The sequence below is a fragment of the Rhodococcus sp. USK13 genome, assembly GCF_018343855.1.
Taxonomy (GTDB): domain Bacteria; phylum Actinomycetota; class Actinomycetes; order Mycobacteriales; family Mycobacteriaceae; genus Rhodococcus_F; species Rhodococcus_F oxybenzonivorans.
On record NZ_CP069242.1, the window covers coordinates 1,100,430 to 1,117,033 of the forward strand.

18 protein-coding genes and 2 pseudogenes are annotated in these 16,604 nt (G+C 64.8%); 10 read left to right on the forward strand and 10 right to left on the reverse strand.

Features of this window, described 5'->3' with window-relative positions:
- Positions 1–21 precede the first annotated feature (21 nt).
- From JQT59_RS07880 to JQT59_RS07900, 5 genes are all read left to right on the forward strand, one after another.
- Positions 22–669: a TetR/AcrR family transcriptional regulator gene (locus tag JQT59_RS07880; RefSeq protein WP_213575646.1), complete on the forward strand. Its 648-nt coding sequence runs from the start codon at positions 22–24 to the stop codon at positions 667–669.
- Positions 670–1,334: 665 nt separating this feature from the next.
- The gene (locus tag JQT59_RS07885; RefSeq protein WP_213575647.1) at positions 1,335–1,718 is read left to right on the forward strand and encodes a hypothetical protein; all 384 of its coding nucleotides are present in this window, start codon (positions 1,335–1,337) and stop codon (positions 1,716–1,718) included.
- Positions 1,719–1,863: 145 nt separating this feature from the next.
- Positions 1,864–2,061 (forward strand): hypothetical protein, encoded by a 198-nt coding sequence (locus JQT59_RS07890; RefSeq protein WP_213575648.1) that lies wholly within the window; start codon positions 1,864–1,866, stop codon positions 2,059–2,061.
- A gap of 100 nt (positions 2,062–2,161) precedes the next feature.
- A complete protein-coding gene (locus JQT59_RS07895) occupies positions 2,162–2,509 on the forward strand; it encodes a histone-like nucleoid-structuring protein Lsr2 (protein WP_213575649.1) in 348 nt (115 codons plus the stop codon).
- 165 nt (positions 2,510–2,674) lie between these two features.
- Positions 2,675–3,925, forward strand: coding sequence for a zinc-ribbon domain-containing protein (locus JQT59_RS07900; RefSeq protein WP_213575650.1), 1,251 nt, complete (start codon positions 2,675–2,677; stop codon positions 3,923–3,925).
- 270 nt (positions 3,926–4,195) lie between these two features.
- Here the strand turns inward: JQT59_RS07900 and JQT59_RS07905 are convergent, their stop codons facing one another.
- Positions 4,196–5,173: an ATP-dependent DNA ligase gene (locus JQT59_RS07905; RefSeq protein WP_213575651.1), complete on the reverse strand. Its 978-nt coding sequence runs from the start codon at positions 5,171–5,173 to the stop codon at positions 4,196–4,198.
- Between the two features lie 135 nt (positions 5,174–5,308).
- On the opposite strand from JQT59_RS07905, the gene JQT59_RS07910 reads away from it, so the two are divergent.
- The 4 genes from JQT59_RS07910 (at position 5,309) to JQT59_RS07920 (ending at position 6,562) form a co-directional block, all read left to right on the forward strand.
- Positions 5,309–5,806 carry a winged helix-turn-helix domain-containing protein gene (locus JQT59_RS07910; RefSeq protein ID WP_213575652.1) on the forward strand — a complete coding sequence of 166 codons (498 nt, stop codon included), beginning with the start codon at positions 5,309–5,311 and terminating at the stop codon, positions 5,804–5,806.
- 53 nt (positions 5,807–5,859) lie between these two features.
- Complete coding sequence (locus tag JQT59_RS37655) at positions 5,860–5,985, forward strand: hypothetical protein (RefSeq protein ID WP_283254052.1); 126 nt, start codon at positions 5,860–5,862, stop codon at positions 5,983–5,985.
- Between the two features lie 9 nt (positions 5,986–5,994).
- The gene (locus tag JQT59_RS07915; protein ID WP_213575653.1) at positions 5,995–6,303 is read left to right on the forward strand and encodes a hypothetical protein; all 309 of its coding nucleotides are present in this window, start codon (positions 5,995–5,997) and stop codon (positions 6,301–6,303) included.
- Between the two features lie 106 nt (positions 6,304–6,409).
- Positions 6,410–6,562 carry a hypothetical protein gene (locus JQT59_RS07920; protein ID WP_213575654.1) on the forward strand — a complete coding sequence of 51 codons (153 nt, stop codon included), beginning with the start codon at positions 6,410–6,412 and terminating at the stop codon, positions 6,560–6,562.
- A 299-nt stretch (positions 6,563–6,861) separates the two neighbouring features.
- Here the strand turns inward: JQT59_RS07920 and JQT59_RS07925 are convergent.
- A pseudogene (locus JQT59_RS07925) lies at positions 6,862–7,813 on the reverse strand (recombinase family protein).
- Between JQT59_RS07925 and JQT59_RS07930 the strand changes: the two are divergent.
- Complete coding sequence (locus JQT59_RS07930) at positions 7,706–8,002, forward strand: hypothetical protein (RefSeq protein ID WP_213578382.1); 297 nt, start codon at positions 7,706–7,708, stop codon at positions 8,000–8,002. The pseudogene JQT59_RS07925 and the gene JQT59_RS07930 overlap by 108 nt on opposite strands.
- 17 nt (positions 8,003–8,019) lie before the next feature.
- Here JQT59_RS07930 and JQT59_RS07935 read toward each other — a convergent pair whose 3' ends face one another.
- From JQT59_RS07935 to JQT59_RS07970, 8 genes and pseudogenes are all read right to left on the reverse strand, one after another.
- Complete coding sequence (locus tag JQT59_RS07935) at positions 8,020–8,601, reverse strand: TetR/AcrR family transcriptional regulator (RefSeq protein ID WP_213575655.1); 582 nt, start codon at positions 8,599–8,601, stop codon at positions 8,020–8,022.
- 344 nt (positions 8,602–8,945) lie between these two features.
- The gene (locus tag JQT59_RS07940) at positions 8,946–9,176 is read right to left on the reverse strand and encodes an acyl-CoA dehydrogenase family protein (protein WP_249354569.1); all 231 of its coding nucleotides are present in this window, start codon (positions 9,174–9,176) and stop codon (positions 8,946–8,948) included.
- Between the two features lie 570 nt (positions 9,177–9,746).
- Positions 9,747–10,727, reverse strand: coding sequence for a quinone oxidoreductase family protein (locus tag JQT59_RS07945; protein ID WP_213575656.1), 981 nt, complete (start codon positions 10,725–10,727; stop codon positions 9,747–9,749).
- Positions 10,728–10,925: 198 nt separating this feature from the next.
- Positions 10,926–11,194, reverse strand: a pseudogene (locus JQT59_RS07950) (acyl-CoA dehydrogenase family protein); the annotation flags it as partial.
- Positions 11,195–11,541: 347 nt separating this feature from the next.
- Positions 11,542–11,892 carry a DoxX family protein gene (locus tag JQT59_RS07955; RefSeq protein ID WP_213575657.1) on the reverse strand — a complete coding sequence of 117 codons (351 nt, stop codon included), beginning with the start codon at positions 11,890–11,892 and terminating at the stop codon, positions 11,542–11,544.
- A 69-nt stretch (positions 11,893–11,961) separates the two neighbouring features.
- The gene (locus tag JQT59_RS07960; RefSeq protein WP_213575658.1) at positions 11,962–13,725 is read right to left on the reverse strand and encodes an FAD-dependent monooxygenase; all 1,764 of its coding nucleotides are present in this window, start codon (positions 13,723–13,725) and stop codon (positions 11,962–11,964) included.
- Between the two features lie 36 nt (positions 13,726–13,761).
- Positions 13,762–15,729, reverse strand: a complete 1,968-nt coding sequence (locus tag JQT59_RS07965) for an acetoacetate--CoA ligase (RefSeq protein WP_213575659.1) — start codon at positions 15,727–15,729, stop codon at positions 13,762–13,764.
- The gene (locus JQT59_RS07970) at positions 15,726–16,577 is read right to left on the reverse strand and encodes a fumarylacetoacetate hydrolase family protein (RefSeq protein ID WP_213575660.1); all 852 of its coding nucleotides are present in this window, start codon (positions 16,575–16,577) and stop codon (positions 15,726–15,728) included. Before JQT59_RS07970 ends, JQT59_RS07965 begins: the two co-directional genes overlap by 4 nt.
- Positions 16,578–16,604 lie beyond the last annotated feature (27 nt).

Here is a 16,604-nt window from a genome sequence, read left to right on the forward strand (position 1 = left end):
CGAACGAAGTTGGAGAGAACCGTGAGCGCGAGCGCCGAACCGGAATCGGACGTCAAGGGGCGAATTCTCGATGCCGCGGCGGACGCCTTCATGCTCCGTGGGTTCGCGAACACCACCATCGATGACATCGCAGACGATGTCGGTGCCACGAAGGGCCTGATCTACTACCACTTCCGATCGAAGTTCGACATCTTTCTCGCGGTGTACGAGGACGGCATGCGCCGAGTGCGGGAGCGGGTCGAACCGTACGTGGGCGCACCCGGGACCGGACGCCAGCGACTGGTGGCGATGTCGGTCGCTCACGTGGAGAACCTGATGATCGATCTCGGATACCACCACGTGGTCCACCAAGGAGTGCGCGATCAGGCATCAACTGCCTTGAAAGTCCGCCAGCGTGACGCGCTGGCCGCCCTCAACGAACTCAGACGTGACTACGAACGCATGTTCCACCACGTCATCACCGAGGGGATAGCGGACGGCTCCCTACGCAACGTTGACGATGCACTCGCCACCCGAACCCTGCTGAGCAACCTCAACGCCGTCGACGTCTGGTACCGAAAGATCGAAGGACAGACCGAAAAGGAGGTCCACGACCTGGCCAGTCAAGTAGTGGACCTCCTGATCGGCGGAATCGGCGCAACAGCAGATGCTCACCACCAATCCCGCTAACCCGTGGCGCAGACTCGGCTCGGCCGCCGACCGACTCCGGGGCGCGGCCAAGTCGGCGACGCAGCTGCGGTGATCGGCCCCAGCTGATGCAAGACAGGACGAACTACTGGTAATTCTGCATATTCTTCCGAAAAGCGCTCCACCTCGGCGCGGCGGCGGCCAGGCACCACCTCGGCGGTCTCTACACGGACATCCATCACGCCGACTGCCACACCCCGCCGGCCAACCTGCCGCGCGAGGTCTGGGACCGGCTACTTGCCGAACACCGCACCGCGGCCGGGCCACCACACGAACCTGCCAACCGAAACTGAAAAACAGGTCGCCACACAACCCGCCGATCTGAGGAAACTCCGCAGATCAGGGCCATGAACGATCCATGGTCTTTGTCAGTGTGCAGCGACCTGTTGCTCGTCGCGGAAGCCACCATAACCCGCCCCACCGACACCAACGCGGCGCAACAGTTATCGCGACCTCGGATGGGTCGCGGTGGGCGGCCAGTTCGGGCTCGGCCGACGGGTCGAGGACGAACCCGATCATCCGAACAGTCCCCACCACATCGAGTGGGCCGAAACGGCTGACCGGCTCCGGCAAAAGGTGGAAGACGCAGTGTGAGTCCTTGCCAATGCAACCATCTCGCCCGACACCTCATCCCGTAAGGACCCCGAATGACGTTGCTGACACTGCACACCGACCGACTCGACCGACTCATCCCCAGCCAGGTCAGCGACGGCTACCATCTCGCCGGACATTGGCTTCTGCAGAAGGCCGTCGACGCCGAGATCATCACCTGGGACAAAGCGGTGTGGGGGCACCTGATGCTCGGGGTCGAACCCGAGCATAAAGACGACCTACGTCCCCGGGAACTCGTGATCAGTTACATGGTCTCGAAGGACGGGCCGACGATCACCGGAGGGATCGTCGCCGATCCACGGAAGAAGCGACAGACGTGCCGGCGAGCTTCCCCGACCCCACGCAGCAGCCCGGCGAATTCCTGGCCCTGGTCGTCGACGAACTCAACCAGCTGCACGCCAGCACAGAACGTCTCGTAGCCGCCTGGCCAGGAAATACTGGGACTCCACTGATCTGACCAGGCGTAGCAGCGGGCGGCCGCCAAGGAACTTACGAATTACGCGACCAACTCACCGATGCCCGCGGTACCCGCGCGGCCATCGAAGACAACGAACGGAGAGAACGTTGACCGACCACCGGACGCTCATCGCAGCAGCCGCCTTCACCGCCGGCGCACGAGCCGACCTACACAACCTCGGGGGCCTGCACGCGGACGCGCACCACGCTGCACTGGCCCTGGACGTCTATGACCCCACCCGGCTGCCCACGCGCGCGTGGGACGAACTGCTCTCGCGTCACCTGGGTGCCGAGCCGCAGTCGTAGGCGGTGGGGCGCCGATAGGCCCTGCTGGATCCGCCGGGGATTCCTGGTACTACCAGTACTGTCATCTGGTCCCTAGCGAAGAATTCGAGGAGTGGAATCTGTGGCACGCAAGGTCGTAGTAGAGATGGTTGACGATATCGACGGCACCGTCTTCGGTGAGGACGGCGAGAGCATCCACTACGCGGTCGACGGCGTCGAGTACGTGATCGACTTGAAGGACGAGCACGCGAAGGAACTCCGCGAAACCTTCGAGTACTACATCGCCCACTCCACCCGGGTCGGCGGCCGCAAACACCGCGCGGACCGACCGGTCAATCCGCCTGCCGCAAAGCGCGCATCGGGAGAGGCGAAGAAGATCCGCGAATGGGCGATTGAGCAGGGCTACGAACTAGCTTCCCGCGGTCGTATCCCCGCCGAGATCGAGCAGGCCTTCCACGACGCCCACTGACGCCCCGCTCACCTTTGCTCGTTGAGACATCCCGTCCCGGCGGCTTTCTGGCGCCCATCGACCCGGCTACCACCTCCACCACAGTCGAGGGGGTTGCGCCAACTACATTTCCGCGCAGTTGATACAAGAGTGAGTAGCTATACCGCTTAAGACCCAAGGGGGGGTATGCGTTTCAAAGACGAGCACCCAGAACTGTTTCAGCAACTACACCGAGCCCGCAATGCCGGGGTCGACCTCGATGCGATCCCGAACTCGTCGCAGAAGATGCTGTGGTGGCGATGCCCCGTGGGCCACGAGTGGCAAGAAACGCCGTTGCAACGGCGATCACCCGCAACGTGGAAGAAGGGAGATATCAACGCATGCCTGTACTGCGTCGCTCCCGGTTGCATCGTGCACAGTTGCGGCCACCGCAGCCTCAGGCCCAGCGAAACCACCTTTCGTGTGCTCGCCCACCCGTGCGACAAGTGCGAGATCACAGAGCACACGCGGCTGATCCTCGACGCGCATGAGGACTCGGCCGCGGCCGCGGTCCGCATCCTCGATGACAGCCCGCACTACGCCCTCTTCTGCGGCAGAGCGGCCGACACCGTCGAGTGGTGGGCAGAGATCTTCCCGCTGGTGGAGGCGTACTTCGTGCGGATGGTGAGCCTGTACGTCGCTATCGCGGCCGTCGAGCATCGTCCCCTGTTGAGCTACCCGGCATCGAGGTTGCTCGGCGCGTGCATGCTGCGCATCCTCGACGCGCTGCCGCAGAGTTGCCGGCAGGAGATGCACTCGGCTGTGCCGGACGATGCCGGAGGCTTTCATGACCGGTATCTTCCCGGCGAGCATTCCTCCCAGATCGGATGGGCGCTGAAGAAGCTCGGCTTCGGCATTGTCGACGCATCCCTAGACGACGATATCGAGCGGCGCGTGCAATTCTGCGAGCAACAGCGGTTCACGGCGACCGGTGAGCTGCCTCCGGTCAACCTCGCGAATCGGCACTACCCCAGCTTCGCTCACCTCCCCCGCGACCGTGAGAGAGGAGCGTCGTCCGAGCTGCGGCGGTTCCGGCCGAAGCAGCTTCCCCCGCGTTCAGCGGCCCTACGGGTCACGCTCACCGCATCCTCACCCGCCGAACCCGACGACCCTCTCGGCCGAACACATACCGGTTACGGCCCAGGTCTCACACCGCAGGAACTGTGGGAGCGGGGCCGGGGGATCTGGAAGTTCCGGGCAGATCACGTCGCTGCCTCGAAAATCATGCTTCTGGTCCACGACAAGACCGTTGTGCTGGTGGCGTCGATCACCGGACTGACCCTGCACCGCGGCGGCCTGGCCATCCTCGGTGAGCCACTCACCGATCACCCTCTCATCGGTAAGCCGGACCCGCTGCATACACCGAATCCCCTTGCTTACGGCGTCATCAATCATTGACAGGCCCCGTGAGCAGCTGAACCTTCGGAAGCGGCAGGGGCCCCGCCGGAATACCACCAGCTCGGCCCATGTTGAAGAGGGCGACGGTGGCGCTCATACCCCGGGTACCACACCAGAAAAGTCGCTGCGAGCGACCACTTGCCGAGAGGCGATATGGCGTCACTGTCACCCCCGAACCGGGTAAGACCTACAGTGCGTAGCGTTCCAGGCGTAGGGGATGAGGAGGCCGCTGACGCCGGGGAAGGTGTCGGCGGCTTTCCTCTGGCCGGTCTACAGGTCCTCCACCCGAACCGAGCGATCATCGACGTCGAAGCGCCGGCCCTTCAGAGAGGGGTGCCGGAGCCCACCTGGACCAGACGCCCTGTAGGCGACGTCCACGACCAGCCGAGGAGTCAGCCACTGAACCCCAGGGAAGATCTCCGCGGCCGCTGACGGGTCCGCGAGAGGGCTGCTAGGGCGTTCCAGCGGCCGGAAGTCCTCGCGCAGCTGTCGGCGCATCGACACCGTGAGTCCGGAGGAGACCGAACCCACCTGGAGCAAACGTCCTTCGGCGTCGTACGCTCCGAGGATCAGCACCGCGACCGAACGGCTCGAGCCGACGAAGCCGATCACCAAAACCGAACTGCGCGTGCGGATTGCGTGCTTGATCCAGGATCGGCTCCGCTGGCCCGGAAGGTAGATCGATGCCGACCGTTTGGCCAAGATCCCCTCCATACCGGCACTTTTCGCGGCATTGAGCATGATTGTGCTGCTCTGTTTCTCCCAGTGCGGAGGGACGGTGATGGGCAGGCCGCCGACGTCCTGGATGATCGAATCCAGCCCGGTCAGCTCCGCCCGCCGATCCAGGTACGAGGCGCTGATCAGGCCCAAATCGTCGAGCACCAGGACGTCAAAGGGTAGAAATGTCACAGGTATTCGTCGTTGCAGCGGCTTCGTGGCGTGGGCTACCCCCATGCGCCGCTGGAGCAGTCCGAACGAGGGCTTGCCCTTATCAAGTACGACAACCTCCCCGTCGAGAACGATGCGCCCGCGGCCGCCGAACGCCGCCGTCAAGGCCTCGGCGACCTCGGGATACGAGGGTGTCACCACATTCATGGCGCGGGTCCACAGCACCGGCTCGCGGCCGCCGCCCACCGAGGCCAGCATTCGGCACCCGTCGTACTTCATCTCGAAACTCCACGGCCGTTCCGCCGTGTCGTCCGGGAGTGCGACGCCGGCCGTGGCCAGCATGGGCGCGATCAGCCGCATAGCCCCGATTGTGCCCGTGACCTGCGAGCTACGCAGACGGAAGCGCTCGGAAGGGTCCGGCCCCGTCGATCGCCGGTCATGGTCTCCTGTCGCAACTTAACTGTAGTTATCACACACAGTGTTACGGTGTTGGGCATGGCTGTGTACCACGCGCTCGCCGACCGGCTCCGCGAGCGCATCACCTCTGGTGAATGGAGAGTCGGTACCAAACTGCCCAGCATCAGCGAACTGCAAGGCGAATACGGCATCCGCAGCCTGAACACCGTGCGCGCCGCGCAACAACGTCTCGCCGAGGAAGGACTGATCGAAACCCGCCAGGGAGTCGGCGCCTTCGTGGTCGGCACCGAACCACTGAGGGCCGTCGACGTGCCAGGTGAATTGGCGCAGATCCGGGATCGGCTCACTACGGTCCTCGCCGCGATGGACAGTCAGAGCAAGCACAGCCTGACGATCGACCTCGACGATCCGGCCGAGCCTCATCTGTACTTCGTGCTGACCGACGCACTGGAAGAATGGGCAGGTCGAATGCGCGACCAGGTCGAGGACGAACCCGATTATCCGAACAGTCCCCACCACATCGAGTGGGCCGAAACGGCAGACCGGCTCCGGCAAAAGGTGGAAGACGCCGTGTGAGTCCTTGCCAATACCACCACCTCGCCCGACACCTCATCGCGTAAGGACCCCGAATGGCGTTGCTGACACTGCACACCGATCGGCTCGACCGACTCACTCCCAGCCGGGTCAACGACGGTTATCGCCTCGTGGGTCACTGGCTTCTGCAGAAAGCCGTCGACGCCGAGGTCATCACCTGAGACAAGGGGGTGTGGGGGCATTTGGTCCTTGGTGTCGAGCCCGCAGATCGGGACGATCTGCACCCCCGGGAACTGGTGATCAGTTACATGGTCTCGAAGGACGGGCCGACGATCACCGGTGGGATCTTCGGCGATCTTCCGGAGAACTGGAACGAGCTGACCACGGAAGAGATGGCAGACGTGCCGGCGAGCTTTCCCGACCCCACGCAGCAGCCGGTCGAGTTCCTGGCGCCCTGGTCGTCGATGAACTCAACCAGCTGCACGCCAGCACGGAACGTCTCGTGGCTGCGTGGCCAGGAAATACCGGCGCACCCCTGATCTGATCTGGGCAACCCGTTCCGGGCCATGACTACTGCCGCACAGTCGCACCCACCGGAAGGGTCGGATCGCGGTGTCTCACCTGCACCTTCGAGGGAGTCCCGCCGTGCCCCATCGCCTCGATCGCCTCGACGCGATCGCGTCCGAAGCTCTCCACCGCGGTGCGGCGGCGGCCAGGCACCACCTCGGCGGTCTCTACGCGGACATCGATCATGCCCACTGGGACACCCCGTCGGCCAACCTGCCGCGCGGGGTCTAGGACCGGCTACTTGCCGAACACCCCACCGCGCCGGGCCACCACACGAACCTGCCCACCGAAACTGAAAAACAGGTCGCCACACATCTAACCGATCTGAGGAGACTCCGCAGATCAGGACCATGAAAATCCATGGTCTTTGTCAGTGTGCAGCGACCTGTTGCTCGTCGCGGAAGCCACCATAACCCGCCCCACCGACACCAACGCCGCGCATCAGTTGTCGCGACCTCGGATGGGTCGCGGTGGGCGACCAGTTCGGGCTCGGCCGGCAGCAGGTAGGCCGGCGTGATCGCCCAGTGGGTTCAGTCCGCGGCATAGGCGTGGCCCGGGCATAAGAGATCCGGGGTGACTGCCCATTCCGCTGCCGTGAGCCATCGTTGAACCGGCTCGCTCAGGTGGCCGTTCTTGGCTTGCTCGGCGAGCGCGCCGGCGAGGACGGGCCCGTCGCCGCAGACGCTGCAGGCGATGTCGAATGCCGGTTGCCCGGGTTCGCAATGCCGACAGTGGTGCCGGCTGACGACCGTTCCCCGGTGGTGGGGATCGGGGTGGAGCCAGGTCACCGCGAGGTCGGCGCGTTGGTGTGCCGCCTCGGCGCGGGTGGTTGGCTCGTGCCCGCAGGTCGGGCATGTCCGAGGCGTGCGGGCAGGTTGATCGGCGACCACGGCACTCTCCTGTGCGAGGGGTGCGCTGTCCATCCGCCGTGTGTTCAGATGCCCGTAGATCGTGGTGCGCGGCACTTTCAGCATGTTCGCGATCTGGGCTACGGTGTGCTCGCCTGCGTCGTAGAGGCGTTGCGCGAGTGCGATCTGGTCCGGGCTGAGCTTTGAGGGCCGGCCGCCCTTGCGGCCACGGGCTCGGGCGGCGGCGAGCCCGTCGCGGGTGTTCGCCGCGATCAGCTCCCGCTGGAACTCGGCCAGCACCGACAGCATCCCGAACATGGCCGCGGCCCTCGGCGGTAGAGGTGTCGATGCCCTGCTCGAGCACCTTCAACCCGATGCCGCGCTCCCGCAGCTCGGCGCCGAGGGTGACCAGGTGCAGCACCGACCGCCCGGGCCGGTCGAGCCGGGTGATCACCAGGACGTCGCCCTCGCGTAGCCTCGCCAGCGCTAGATCGAGCTGGGGTCGTGACGCTTTCGCTCCGCCGGCATGGTCGACGTGGATGTTCTCGGCGGCCACCCCGGCACGGCGCAGCGCATCGACCTGATGGTCGGGGTTCTGGTCTGCGCTGGAGACGCGTGCGTAGCCGATCAGCATTTGTCGACAATACCCAGACGCGGGGTTTCTCGACATAGTTTTCCAGCACGGGTTATCGACGCTCTTGAGGTGGTGAATGTGCTGTTCAGGGCAGGTGTCGGAACAGGAAAAGGCAGCGCCGAAATCCTTCTCACCGAACCTCATGGCACCCCGGGCGACCCTCCCCGGCTACCGTTTTCGCTGAGCTGAGAGCCGTACCGGAGGGGCTACCGCTGTTGGAGTAGCGCGACCGCTTTCTCGACGTCGAGGGATTCGTCTAATCGGGCGGCGCCGCGAAGGCCGGCCACGGTAAGGTCGACGAGAGCCTCAGCCATCAGCTCGATTTCGAACTGCTGACCACTTTCCAGCCAGTTGGCGGTTGCCTCGTCCACGCAGCCAACGGTAGCTCGGAGCATCAGCCGCAGTGCTGGTCGCTGCGGGTCGAGGCCGATGAGGTTGCATACCCAGTCGATGGATCGCCATCGGTCCTCTTCAAACAGCTCCCAAGCTTCGGGATCGGCGCCTCGGCCTCCCAGTATTAACCGAAGCGCGAGACCCTGATGTTGCGCCAGGTAGCGGAAGTGAGCCTCGAACATCTGGCGAACTTGCCCGCCTGGAGGTATTCCCTGCTCCACCTCGCGCGCACTGTCCAGGTCTCGCGCGGCCGCACGCATGGCCTCTAGATAGATCCCGCGTTTGCTTTGGAAATAATGAAATAGCAACCCGTGCGCGACACCCGCGGCTTCGGCGATGTCGCTTACTGCCACCTCGTCGTAATGGCGTTCGGAGAATTTTTCGATGGCAGTCACGATGAGTTTGCGGCGGGTCTCTTCGGCACGGGCCTTTCGCGTAGGCACTTGAGCGCCTGCGGCAGCTGTTGACGCCATCGGGCGCTTCCCTTCCGGCACTTGCGACGGCGAGTGGTCGACCGCCGCCGGCGAGTCCCTTTCTGATCGTGGTCCACTTCTAGACTAGTGCAAGTCATTGACTTGAGGTCACCGACATCGGATACCCGTTTTTGACGGCGCCCGCCTTCATGGCAATTTCGTCGACCCAGCGCCATCGGGGAACTCCCGTCAGGGCGTTTCGTGGTTGCCGCTCCTCATTCGAAGTGTGGGCGGCATGACGTGCCCCGTTAGATGGGCGAGAAGAACTACCTTGCGATGTCGCGTCCGATGATTTCCTTCATGATCTCGGTGGTGCCGCCGTAGATAGTCTGAATGCGAGTGTCGACGTAGGCGCGGCCGATGGGGTACTCCATCATGTAGCCATAACCTCCGTGTAGCTGAACGCAACGGTCGATGACGCGTTTCTGAAGCTCGCTTGCCCGCCAAGGTGTCGACCCTCGATGCTTCATTCGGTTCCTCTCGTGACGGCAGGTCAGCCCATCATCGCGCTGGTCGACGTCTCGCGGTGCGCGTCCGAGGCCGGGCTGCCACCCGGGCCAACGTTCCTGATGCAGAAGTAGCAATCGTCGGGTGTCGGTGTGACGGGCGAAGTTCGGCCAGGACAACTCCGAGTTGTCCGTTGTCGGACAGCGCATTCGCATCTGTCGAGCGGGACGCGTGCCCGAATCGGCACGCGGAGCGTCGCGGCGGCGTTTGTCGATTCGGTCTCAGGGCAGGGGTTGCCCGCGGGTCTCGAACTTTACGCCGGCTGGGAGCCGATACGGGGAAGGTCTTGTTCCGCCCATGCGCGAGCCAGCGTCTGCGGACCGCACCCTCGAAGATCGTCGCTGGGCCGTTGACCGATTATCAGCACCGGCGGCACTCCGCGACCGATGGCGTCCTGAGGTTGAGCTCGGGCTCAGAAACCACGCACGTTCGGAATCACCTCCCGTCGGCACATGCGATGCGCGAGCCCGAGGCGTCACCCCAGTCTCCGAACGGGGTGACGCATTCCGAACCGCTGGACGGACGATCCGCTGTCCAGAACAGTGCCCGGCGAGGGGAACTCAGCCGGCCTTGTTCACGAGCACGATCTTGCCGAGGTGTCGGCGGGACTCGAGATGCTGGTGGGCTGCGACGACGTCATCGAGAGCCCACGTCGAGTCGATCACCGGCCGAATGCGGTGCTTCTCGACGAATTGAAGCATCTGCCCGAAATCCGTCGGGCTGCCCAGCGTGGTACCCAGGACGGTGAACTGCCCGAAGTAAAGCATCGGCACCTCGAATGTCGCCGTTCGGCCTGCGCTGGAGCCGAATACGGCGATCCGGCCACCGGGCTTGAGGCACCCGAGGGCCTCGGCCAGGTTGGCGCCGGTCCCACTGATCACCACGTCGACTCCCCCGCCGGTGGCCTCGACGACCTGCTCGACCCAGTCCGGATCGGTGTAGAGGAACCCGCGCTCGGCGCCGATCGCCCGGACGGACTCGATCTTGTCGTTACTCGACGACGTCACCAGGACGTGAGCGCCGGCCGCGGCACCGAACGTGACCGCGAACGTGGAGACTCCGCTCCCGGCCCCCAGGACCAGCACCGTCTCACCTTCCTTCAGGTCGGCGCGCGTGAACATTGCACGGTAGGCGGTCAGACCTGCACAGGGCAGGGCTGCGGCCTCCTCCCAGGACAGGTGCTCGGGTTTGGGAAAAAGGTTGTCGACGGGAACGGACACCAAGTCCGCATACGTGCCGTCGGTGCTGTCGCCGAGGATGGAGAAGTCCTTCGCCGGTGCCGTCTCGTCGCTGCCCCAGTTCATGCAGGGGTAGATGATGGTGTCGTCACCGGTGTCGAGCCGGGTCCCCGCCCCGTCCATACCCAGGATGCTCGGTGTCGTGAAACCTCGTCCGGTCTGGCGGACGATGACGTCGTGCCAGTTCAAGGAGCTGGCACGCAGCTCGACCAGCACCTCACCGTCCTCTGGAATGGGATCGGGAACTGTCTCCACGCGGAGCTGTTCGGCATCGCCCCAACTGTGCACCACTGCTGCTCTCATGATTTCTCCTCAGAATTGTTCTGGGCCCTGTCATAGGTGCCGTTGTCGGTATTAGTTTGTGCATCCGCGCGGCAGGCTCTGGCCGGCGAACCGATCGACCAACCATTGAGTGGCTTCGCCAAAGCCGCGCAAGGTAGCCGCGTGAGCGAGGAATCCGATCTGCGGTAGCAGCGGTGGGGTGCCCATGCTGGTGGAGTACAGTCCCGATCCGAATGAGGTGGCTCCGGTACGGGCGATTTCCTCCGCGACGACATACCGGAACCGGTAGTCACGCACCCCTTGTCCATCGTGTTCCTCAGGTACACCGAGCCGACGAGTCCGGACTTTCCGGCCGCGAGCCACGTGGACCGGTCGATGAGCCGCTCGGACTCCCATTCCTCGTAGTGGGGTTCGATCTCACGGGCGAGAAACGCGCGCACAGTCTCCCGGTACGCCTCGTGGTCGGCTTCGAAAAGTGTGCGATGCATCGATCTTCTCCTATTTCGTGGCTCCGCAGGGTTTACCGGTCCCGGCCACCGGTGACCGCGCTGAGCCACCGGCGACCGCGCAATGATTCGGCCGTCAGCCCACGGCGCGTCTGGGGATATCGGCGTAGCGCTTGTGCTGCCGGGCGCAGAGCCCCAGGGCTCTGGGCTCCGGGCTCCGGCTCGGCCGACACGGGGCGGTTCTCCGAGCCGAGCTCCGTCGTCCTTTGGATGACTGCCCTCGTCTACTCAGGTCGAGTGCATGGTTTTGTCCATGCTCGCGCCCTCGCACATGGTTGTTACCGCCGCCTGCAGCGTGACAGTCACACGGCTCGGCCGGAGGGGCAGGTTCAAGCGGCGACTGCGGTAACGATGACGCCCACGGCGAGCGCTCCGAAGACGGCGGCGGGGGCGGTGGCCACGACCGAGTCTTTCGCTCGCAGGTGCGCGAGGGCACCGCCGATCATCAACGCGACCAGGCCGGTCGCCGCCGCGATGCCGAGCGGGGTGAAGAACACTCCGGCGCTCAGTCCCACCGCGGCGGCCCATTCGAGCAGCCCGATGAGCAGAAATGCGCGTGCCGAATACCCGAGGTGGTGGGCATTGTCGAGCATCTTGGGGTGTTGTACGACCTTGAGTGTTCCGATCAACGCGATCAGCGCCGCGAGCACGAAGGACAGCACGGTGTGGGCTGTGGGCATGTGTTTCTCCTGTTCGTCAACGGCCCACCGGAACCCCGGTGGGCCGTTCCCGGTTCAGCGGTGGCGAGGTCAGTGACCGAGGATGGTGCCGACGGCGCCGACGAAGGAGTGCACTGCGGCGTCGGTGGCATCGGCGCTGCGCCAGCCGACGATGTTGTCCGGGCGGACGAGTATGGCGCCATCGTCACCGATTCCGCGTACCTCTGCCCATTGCCCGTCTGCATCGGCGTAGTCCGATCCGATGGCCGCGACCTGGATGCCGATGCCGAACTTCTCGGAGGCCTCCGCCGCAACCGCCTTCCATGCGGCATTAGCGGAACCGGTGATCAGTGTGAACTCGCCGGTAGCGCCGACGATGTCGTGGGTGGAGAGGCGCTGTCCGTCGTGTTCGAGCCAGGCGTGCGGCAGGCGGTGTCCCGGACGCGAGGTGGGGTGATAGATCGATCCCATCGGATCTGTCGGCGGCGGGGTCGAGCCGTCCGCCACCACAGCGCCGACGGGGTAGGAGTATCCGATCTCGAGATCGTGGGCCTGGAATTCGACTCGCTGGGTCGCCACCGCTTCGTTGAACCGTGCCCGGCGCGATTCCCCCATCGGGGTGTCGGAGAAGAAGACGCCGAGAATCGCCTGATGCATCTCCGGGGGGAGGGGTATCGGCATCATGCCGATACCGGCATCGACGACGAAGTGGTTCTGCAGGCTGAACAACGCCCAGTCGACGACGCGCATGGCGACCGGCAGGCGCTCGGCTTGATAGGTGTCCAACAATTCGGGTGCCGCCTGGCCCTTGAGGACGGCCGCGAGCTTCCAGGCGAGGTTGTGTGCGTCCTGGACGCAGGTATTGAGTCCCAGGCCGGTGGTCGGTGGGTGCTTGTGGGCGGCATCGCCGACGAGGAAGATTCTGCCTTCCTGGAACTTGCTGGCGATACTGCCCTCGACCATCCAGTGGCTGGTCTTGTTGACCGTGATGTCGAGATCGCCGACCTTGAGCAGCTCGCGGATCTTCGGAACCAGGAAGTCCGGGCTCAGGTGCGTCTCGTCGGTCGGCAGGTACGCGAAGTGGAACTGCCATTCCTCGGAGTGCTTGCCCCAGGTCGGGCCGAGCGGCACCAGGTTGCCGCCCGCGGGGTAGGCGCCCGACTCGGGATTGGTGAAGTGCGCGATGAGTACCTCGTCGTCCCACCACGGCGACAGGTCCGCCGTGAAGTGCGTGGAGACGATGTCGATCAGATTTTTCGGGCCGACCATGGTCGCGCCGATCGTCTCACCGATCGTCTTACCGCCGTCGGCGGCGACGAGGTAGTCGGAGCGAACCGTCATTGTGTCGCCGGTGGTCCGATTGAGGATCGTCGCGGTCACGCCGTCGGCGTCCTGGGTCACGTCGGTGAGTTCGTGGTGGAAGAGCACCCGGCCCGGCGCCCGATCGGCGGCGATCTGCTTCAACACCGGTTCCAGTCGGAGCTGCGGAAAGTTCGTCGATCGGCACGGACTGTCTTTCAGGTACCGTTCGGTTGTTTCTCCGCCGCCGAAAGCGTCCATCTTGGCAAAGGTCTTCGCGTCGAGCGGGCCGTCACCGCTCAGCGAGGTGTACCACGCGACCTTTCCCATCTGTGCCAGTGGTGCACCGCCGGCGTAGACGGCGTCCGCGACGTTGTGCTGCCGCATGATTTCCATGAATCGTTGGTTGAGGTAGTGCGCCTTGGGCAGGACGGAGGTTCCCTCGTGCCGTTCGACCAGCAGGTGGTCGATGCCGTGTGAGGACAGGAAGATCGATGAGGTCAACCCCGCCCCACCACCGCCGACGATGAGGACGGGTACTCGAATCTCAGACATGGTTCGTTACTTTCTTTCTTGCGTCGGGGAGATGGCTCATGCGGTGATGGGCCGGGGGAATCGTTGTGCGAGCTGCTCGTAGAAGCCGATCGATTCGGGGTTGCGCAGCGCTCCGGGCGAGACGGTCCGATCCACGGATTCGCCTTGGAGGATCCGTTTGACCGGAACCTCGAGTTTCTTGTTGGTCAGGTTGTACGGGATGGCGGGCGCTGCGATGACGCGGTCGGGGACGTGCCTCGGGGAGAGCCGGTCCCGCAGCGCGCCGGTGATCCGCCCGCGCAACGCGTCATCCACCTCGGCGCCGGTCGTGGGCACCACGAACAGCACCAGATCGCCCATGCCGCCGGCGGTGTCCTCCACATGGACCACGAGGCTGTCGGCGATCTCGGGGATGTCCTCGAGCACCGAATAGAATTCGCTGGTGCCCAACCGGACACCACCTCGGTTCAAGGTGCCGTCGGAACGGCCGGAGATCACGCATCCGCCACGCGAGTTGAACACCACCCAGTCACCATGGCGCCAGATTCCGGGGTACCGGTCGAAATAGGTGGCGCGGTACCGCCGCTTGTCTGGGTCGTTCCAGAACCCGACCGGCATCGAGGGCATCGGCGTGGTGACAACCAGTTCCCCCATCTCGTCGACAATCGGCGAACCGGTGTCGTCGAACGCGCAGGCATGCACGCCCAGCTGCGGCGCCGCGATCTCCCCCGCCCGCACCGGCAGCAACGGAGTACCGCCCACGAAGCAGGTGCAGACGTCGGTGCCCCCGCTCGCGGACTGCAGGAAGACATCCGGGCTGACCGCCTCGTACACCCAGTGGAACCCCTCGGTGGGCAGTGGTGAACCGGTGACGAACATGCCGCGCAGCACCGACAGATCGAACTCGGCGCCGGGTCGGACACGTGCTTTACGCTGGGCTGCGAGAAACGCTGCACCGCACCCGAATACTGTGACGTCGTGTTCGGCGACGACCCGCCACAGCCGGTCCGGTGCCGGATGTGCGGGGTTGCCGTCGAACAGCACGATCGCCGAGCCGAGCAGCAGCGCCGACACCTGGATGTTCCACATCACCCAGCTGGTGGTGGTGAACACGAAGTACCTGTCCTCGGGGCCCACGTCCGAGTGCAGACCCAGCGATTTGTTCATCTCCAGCGTGATCCCGCCGTGCGAATGCAGGATCGCTTTCGGCAAACCGGTGGTACCGGAGGAGAACACCACCCACAGCGGGTGATCGAACGGCACTCGGGTGTAGTGCGGCTCGGCCGCCTCGGCGAGGAGATCCGGCCACGCGATCGTGCCGTCCGGTGCGGGAGAGCCGCCCAGGTAGGGCACGTGGATCACCGTCATATCGGTCGGGAGTTCCGCTCGCAGGGTTGCCACCTCATCCGCCCGGTCGATGACCTTGTCGCCGTACCGGTAGCCGTCGGCGACCAACAGCACCGTGGGGTCGAGCTGCTGCAACCGGTCGAGCACGCTCTGCGTACCCATCTCCGGGGCACAGACCGCCCAGATCGCACCGAGACTGACCGTGGCCAGCATCGCGACCAGGGTTTCGGGGATGTTCGGCAGATAGCCGACCACCCGATCATTCTGCGAAACACCGTGTTTCCGCAATCCCGCGGCGGTGCGTGCCACCGCGTCCCGCAATTCCCCACGAGTCATGGTGATCTGTTCCCGGGTCTGCGACAGCGCGACCAGCACGGGCTGATCACCGGGGCCGCGCAACATGTTCTCGGCGTAGTTCAACCGCGCGTCCGGAAACCACGTCACATCGGGCATCTCGGTGCCGATCAGCGCGGTGTCCCGGTCACCGTCGCCGATGACCTCGAAGTGGTCCCAGATCGATCGCCAGAAGTCGGGCAGGTTCGTCACCGACCAGCGCCACAACTCCGGATAGCCCGGGAAATTTCCGCGCCCGGTCGCCTCGAGCCAGTCCAGGTAGTGACCGGATCGCGACTTCGTGATCGATGCCGGTGTCGGCGTCCACAGGATTTCGTCGGTCACGATTCTGCCTTCGCGACGAAACGCTGCGTCATCGTCCCGATCCCCTCGATCCAGGTGGTCAGTTCCTCGCCGTCGCGCAGAAAGCGCTGCGGCGTACGGGCGTAACCCACCCCGTCCGGGGTTCCGGTGAAGATCACATCACCCGGCAGTAGCGGCAGGATCGACGACAGATACTCGACAATGACCGGCACACTGAAGATCAGATCGGCGGTCCTCGACTTCTGCATCACCTCGGCACCGATCCGGCAGCCGATTTCAAGGTCGCCCGGGTTGTCGAATTCGTCGGGGGTCACCAGCGCCGGGCCGATCGGCGCGAATCCGGGGAAGGACTTGGCGAGACTGAACTGCTGAGGTCCGGGTGGCTTGACCTGCAGTACGCGCTCCGAAAGATCCTGCCCGATGGTCAATCCGGCGATGTGGTCCCACGCGTCGGCGGCCGCCACCCGCTCGGCCCGGCGGCCGACCACCGCGACGAGCTCGGCCTCCCAGTCCACCGCTGCGGTCGGCATGACCACGGTGGTGTTGGGCCCGGTGATCGAGGTAGCGAACTTGGTGAACACCATGGGAGTGTCCGGCAGCTCGATATCGTTCTCTTCGGCGTGCCCACGGTAGTTCAGGCCGATGGCGAAGATCTGCCGCGGCGTGGTGACCGGCGATCCCAGCTGCTCGGGATCGAACGACTCGCCGTCGGTGCCGCCGTATTCGCCCTCCCAGACACGAAACCTGTCCCAGTCGAGGTAGATGTCGGCCGGATCCGCGCCGAAGGCACCGCGACTGGCGCGTTCGACGTCGATGGCCTTGCCGTCACGCTCGATCGCCAACCGGCCGTTCACATTGAGAAGTCGCATTGCTCAGTCCTGTTCAGTCGGTCCCGG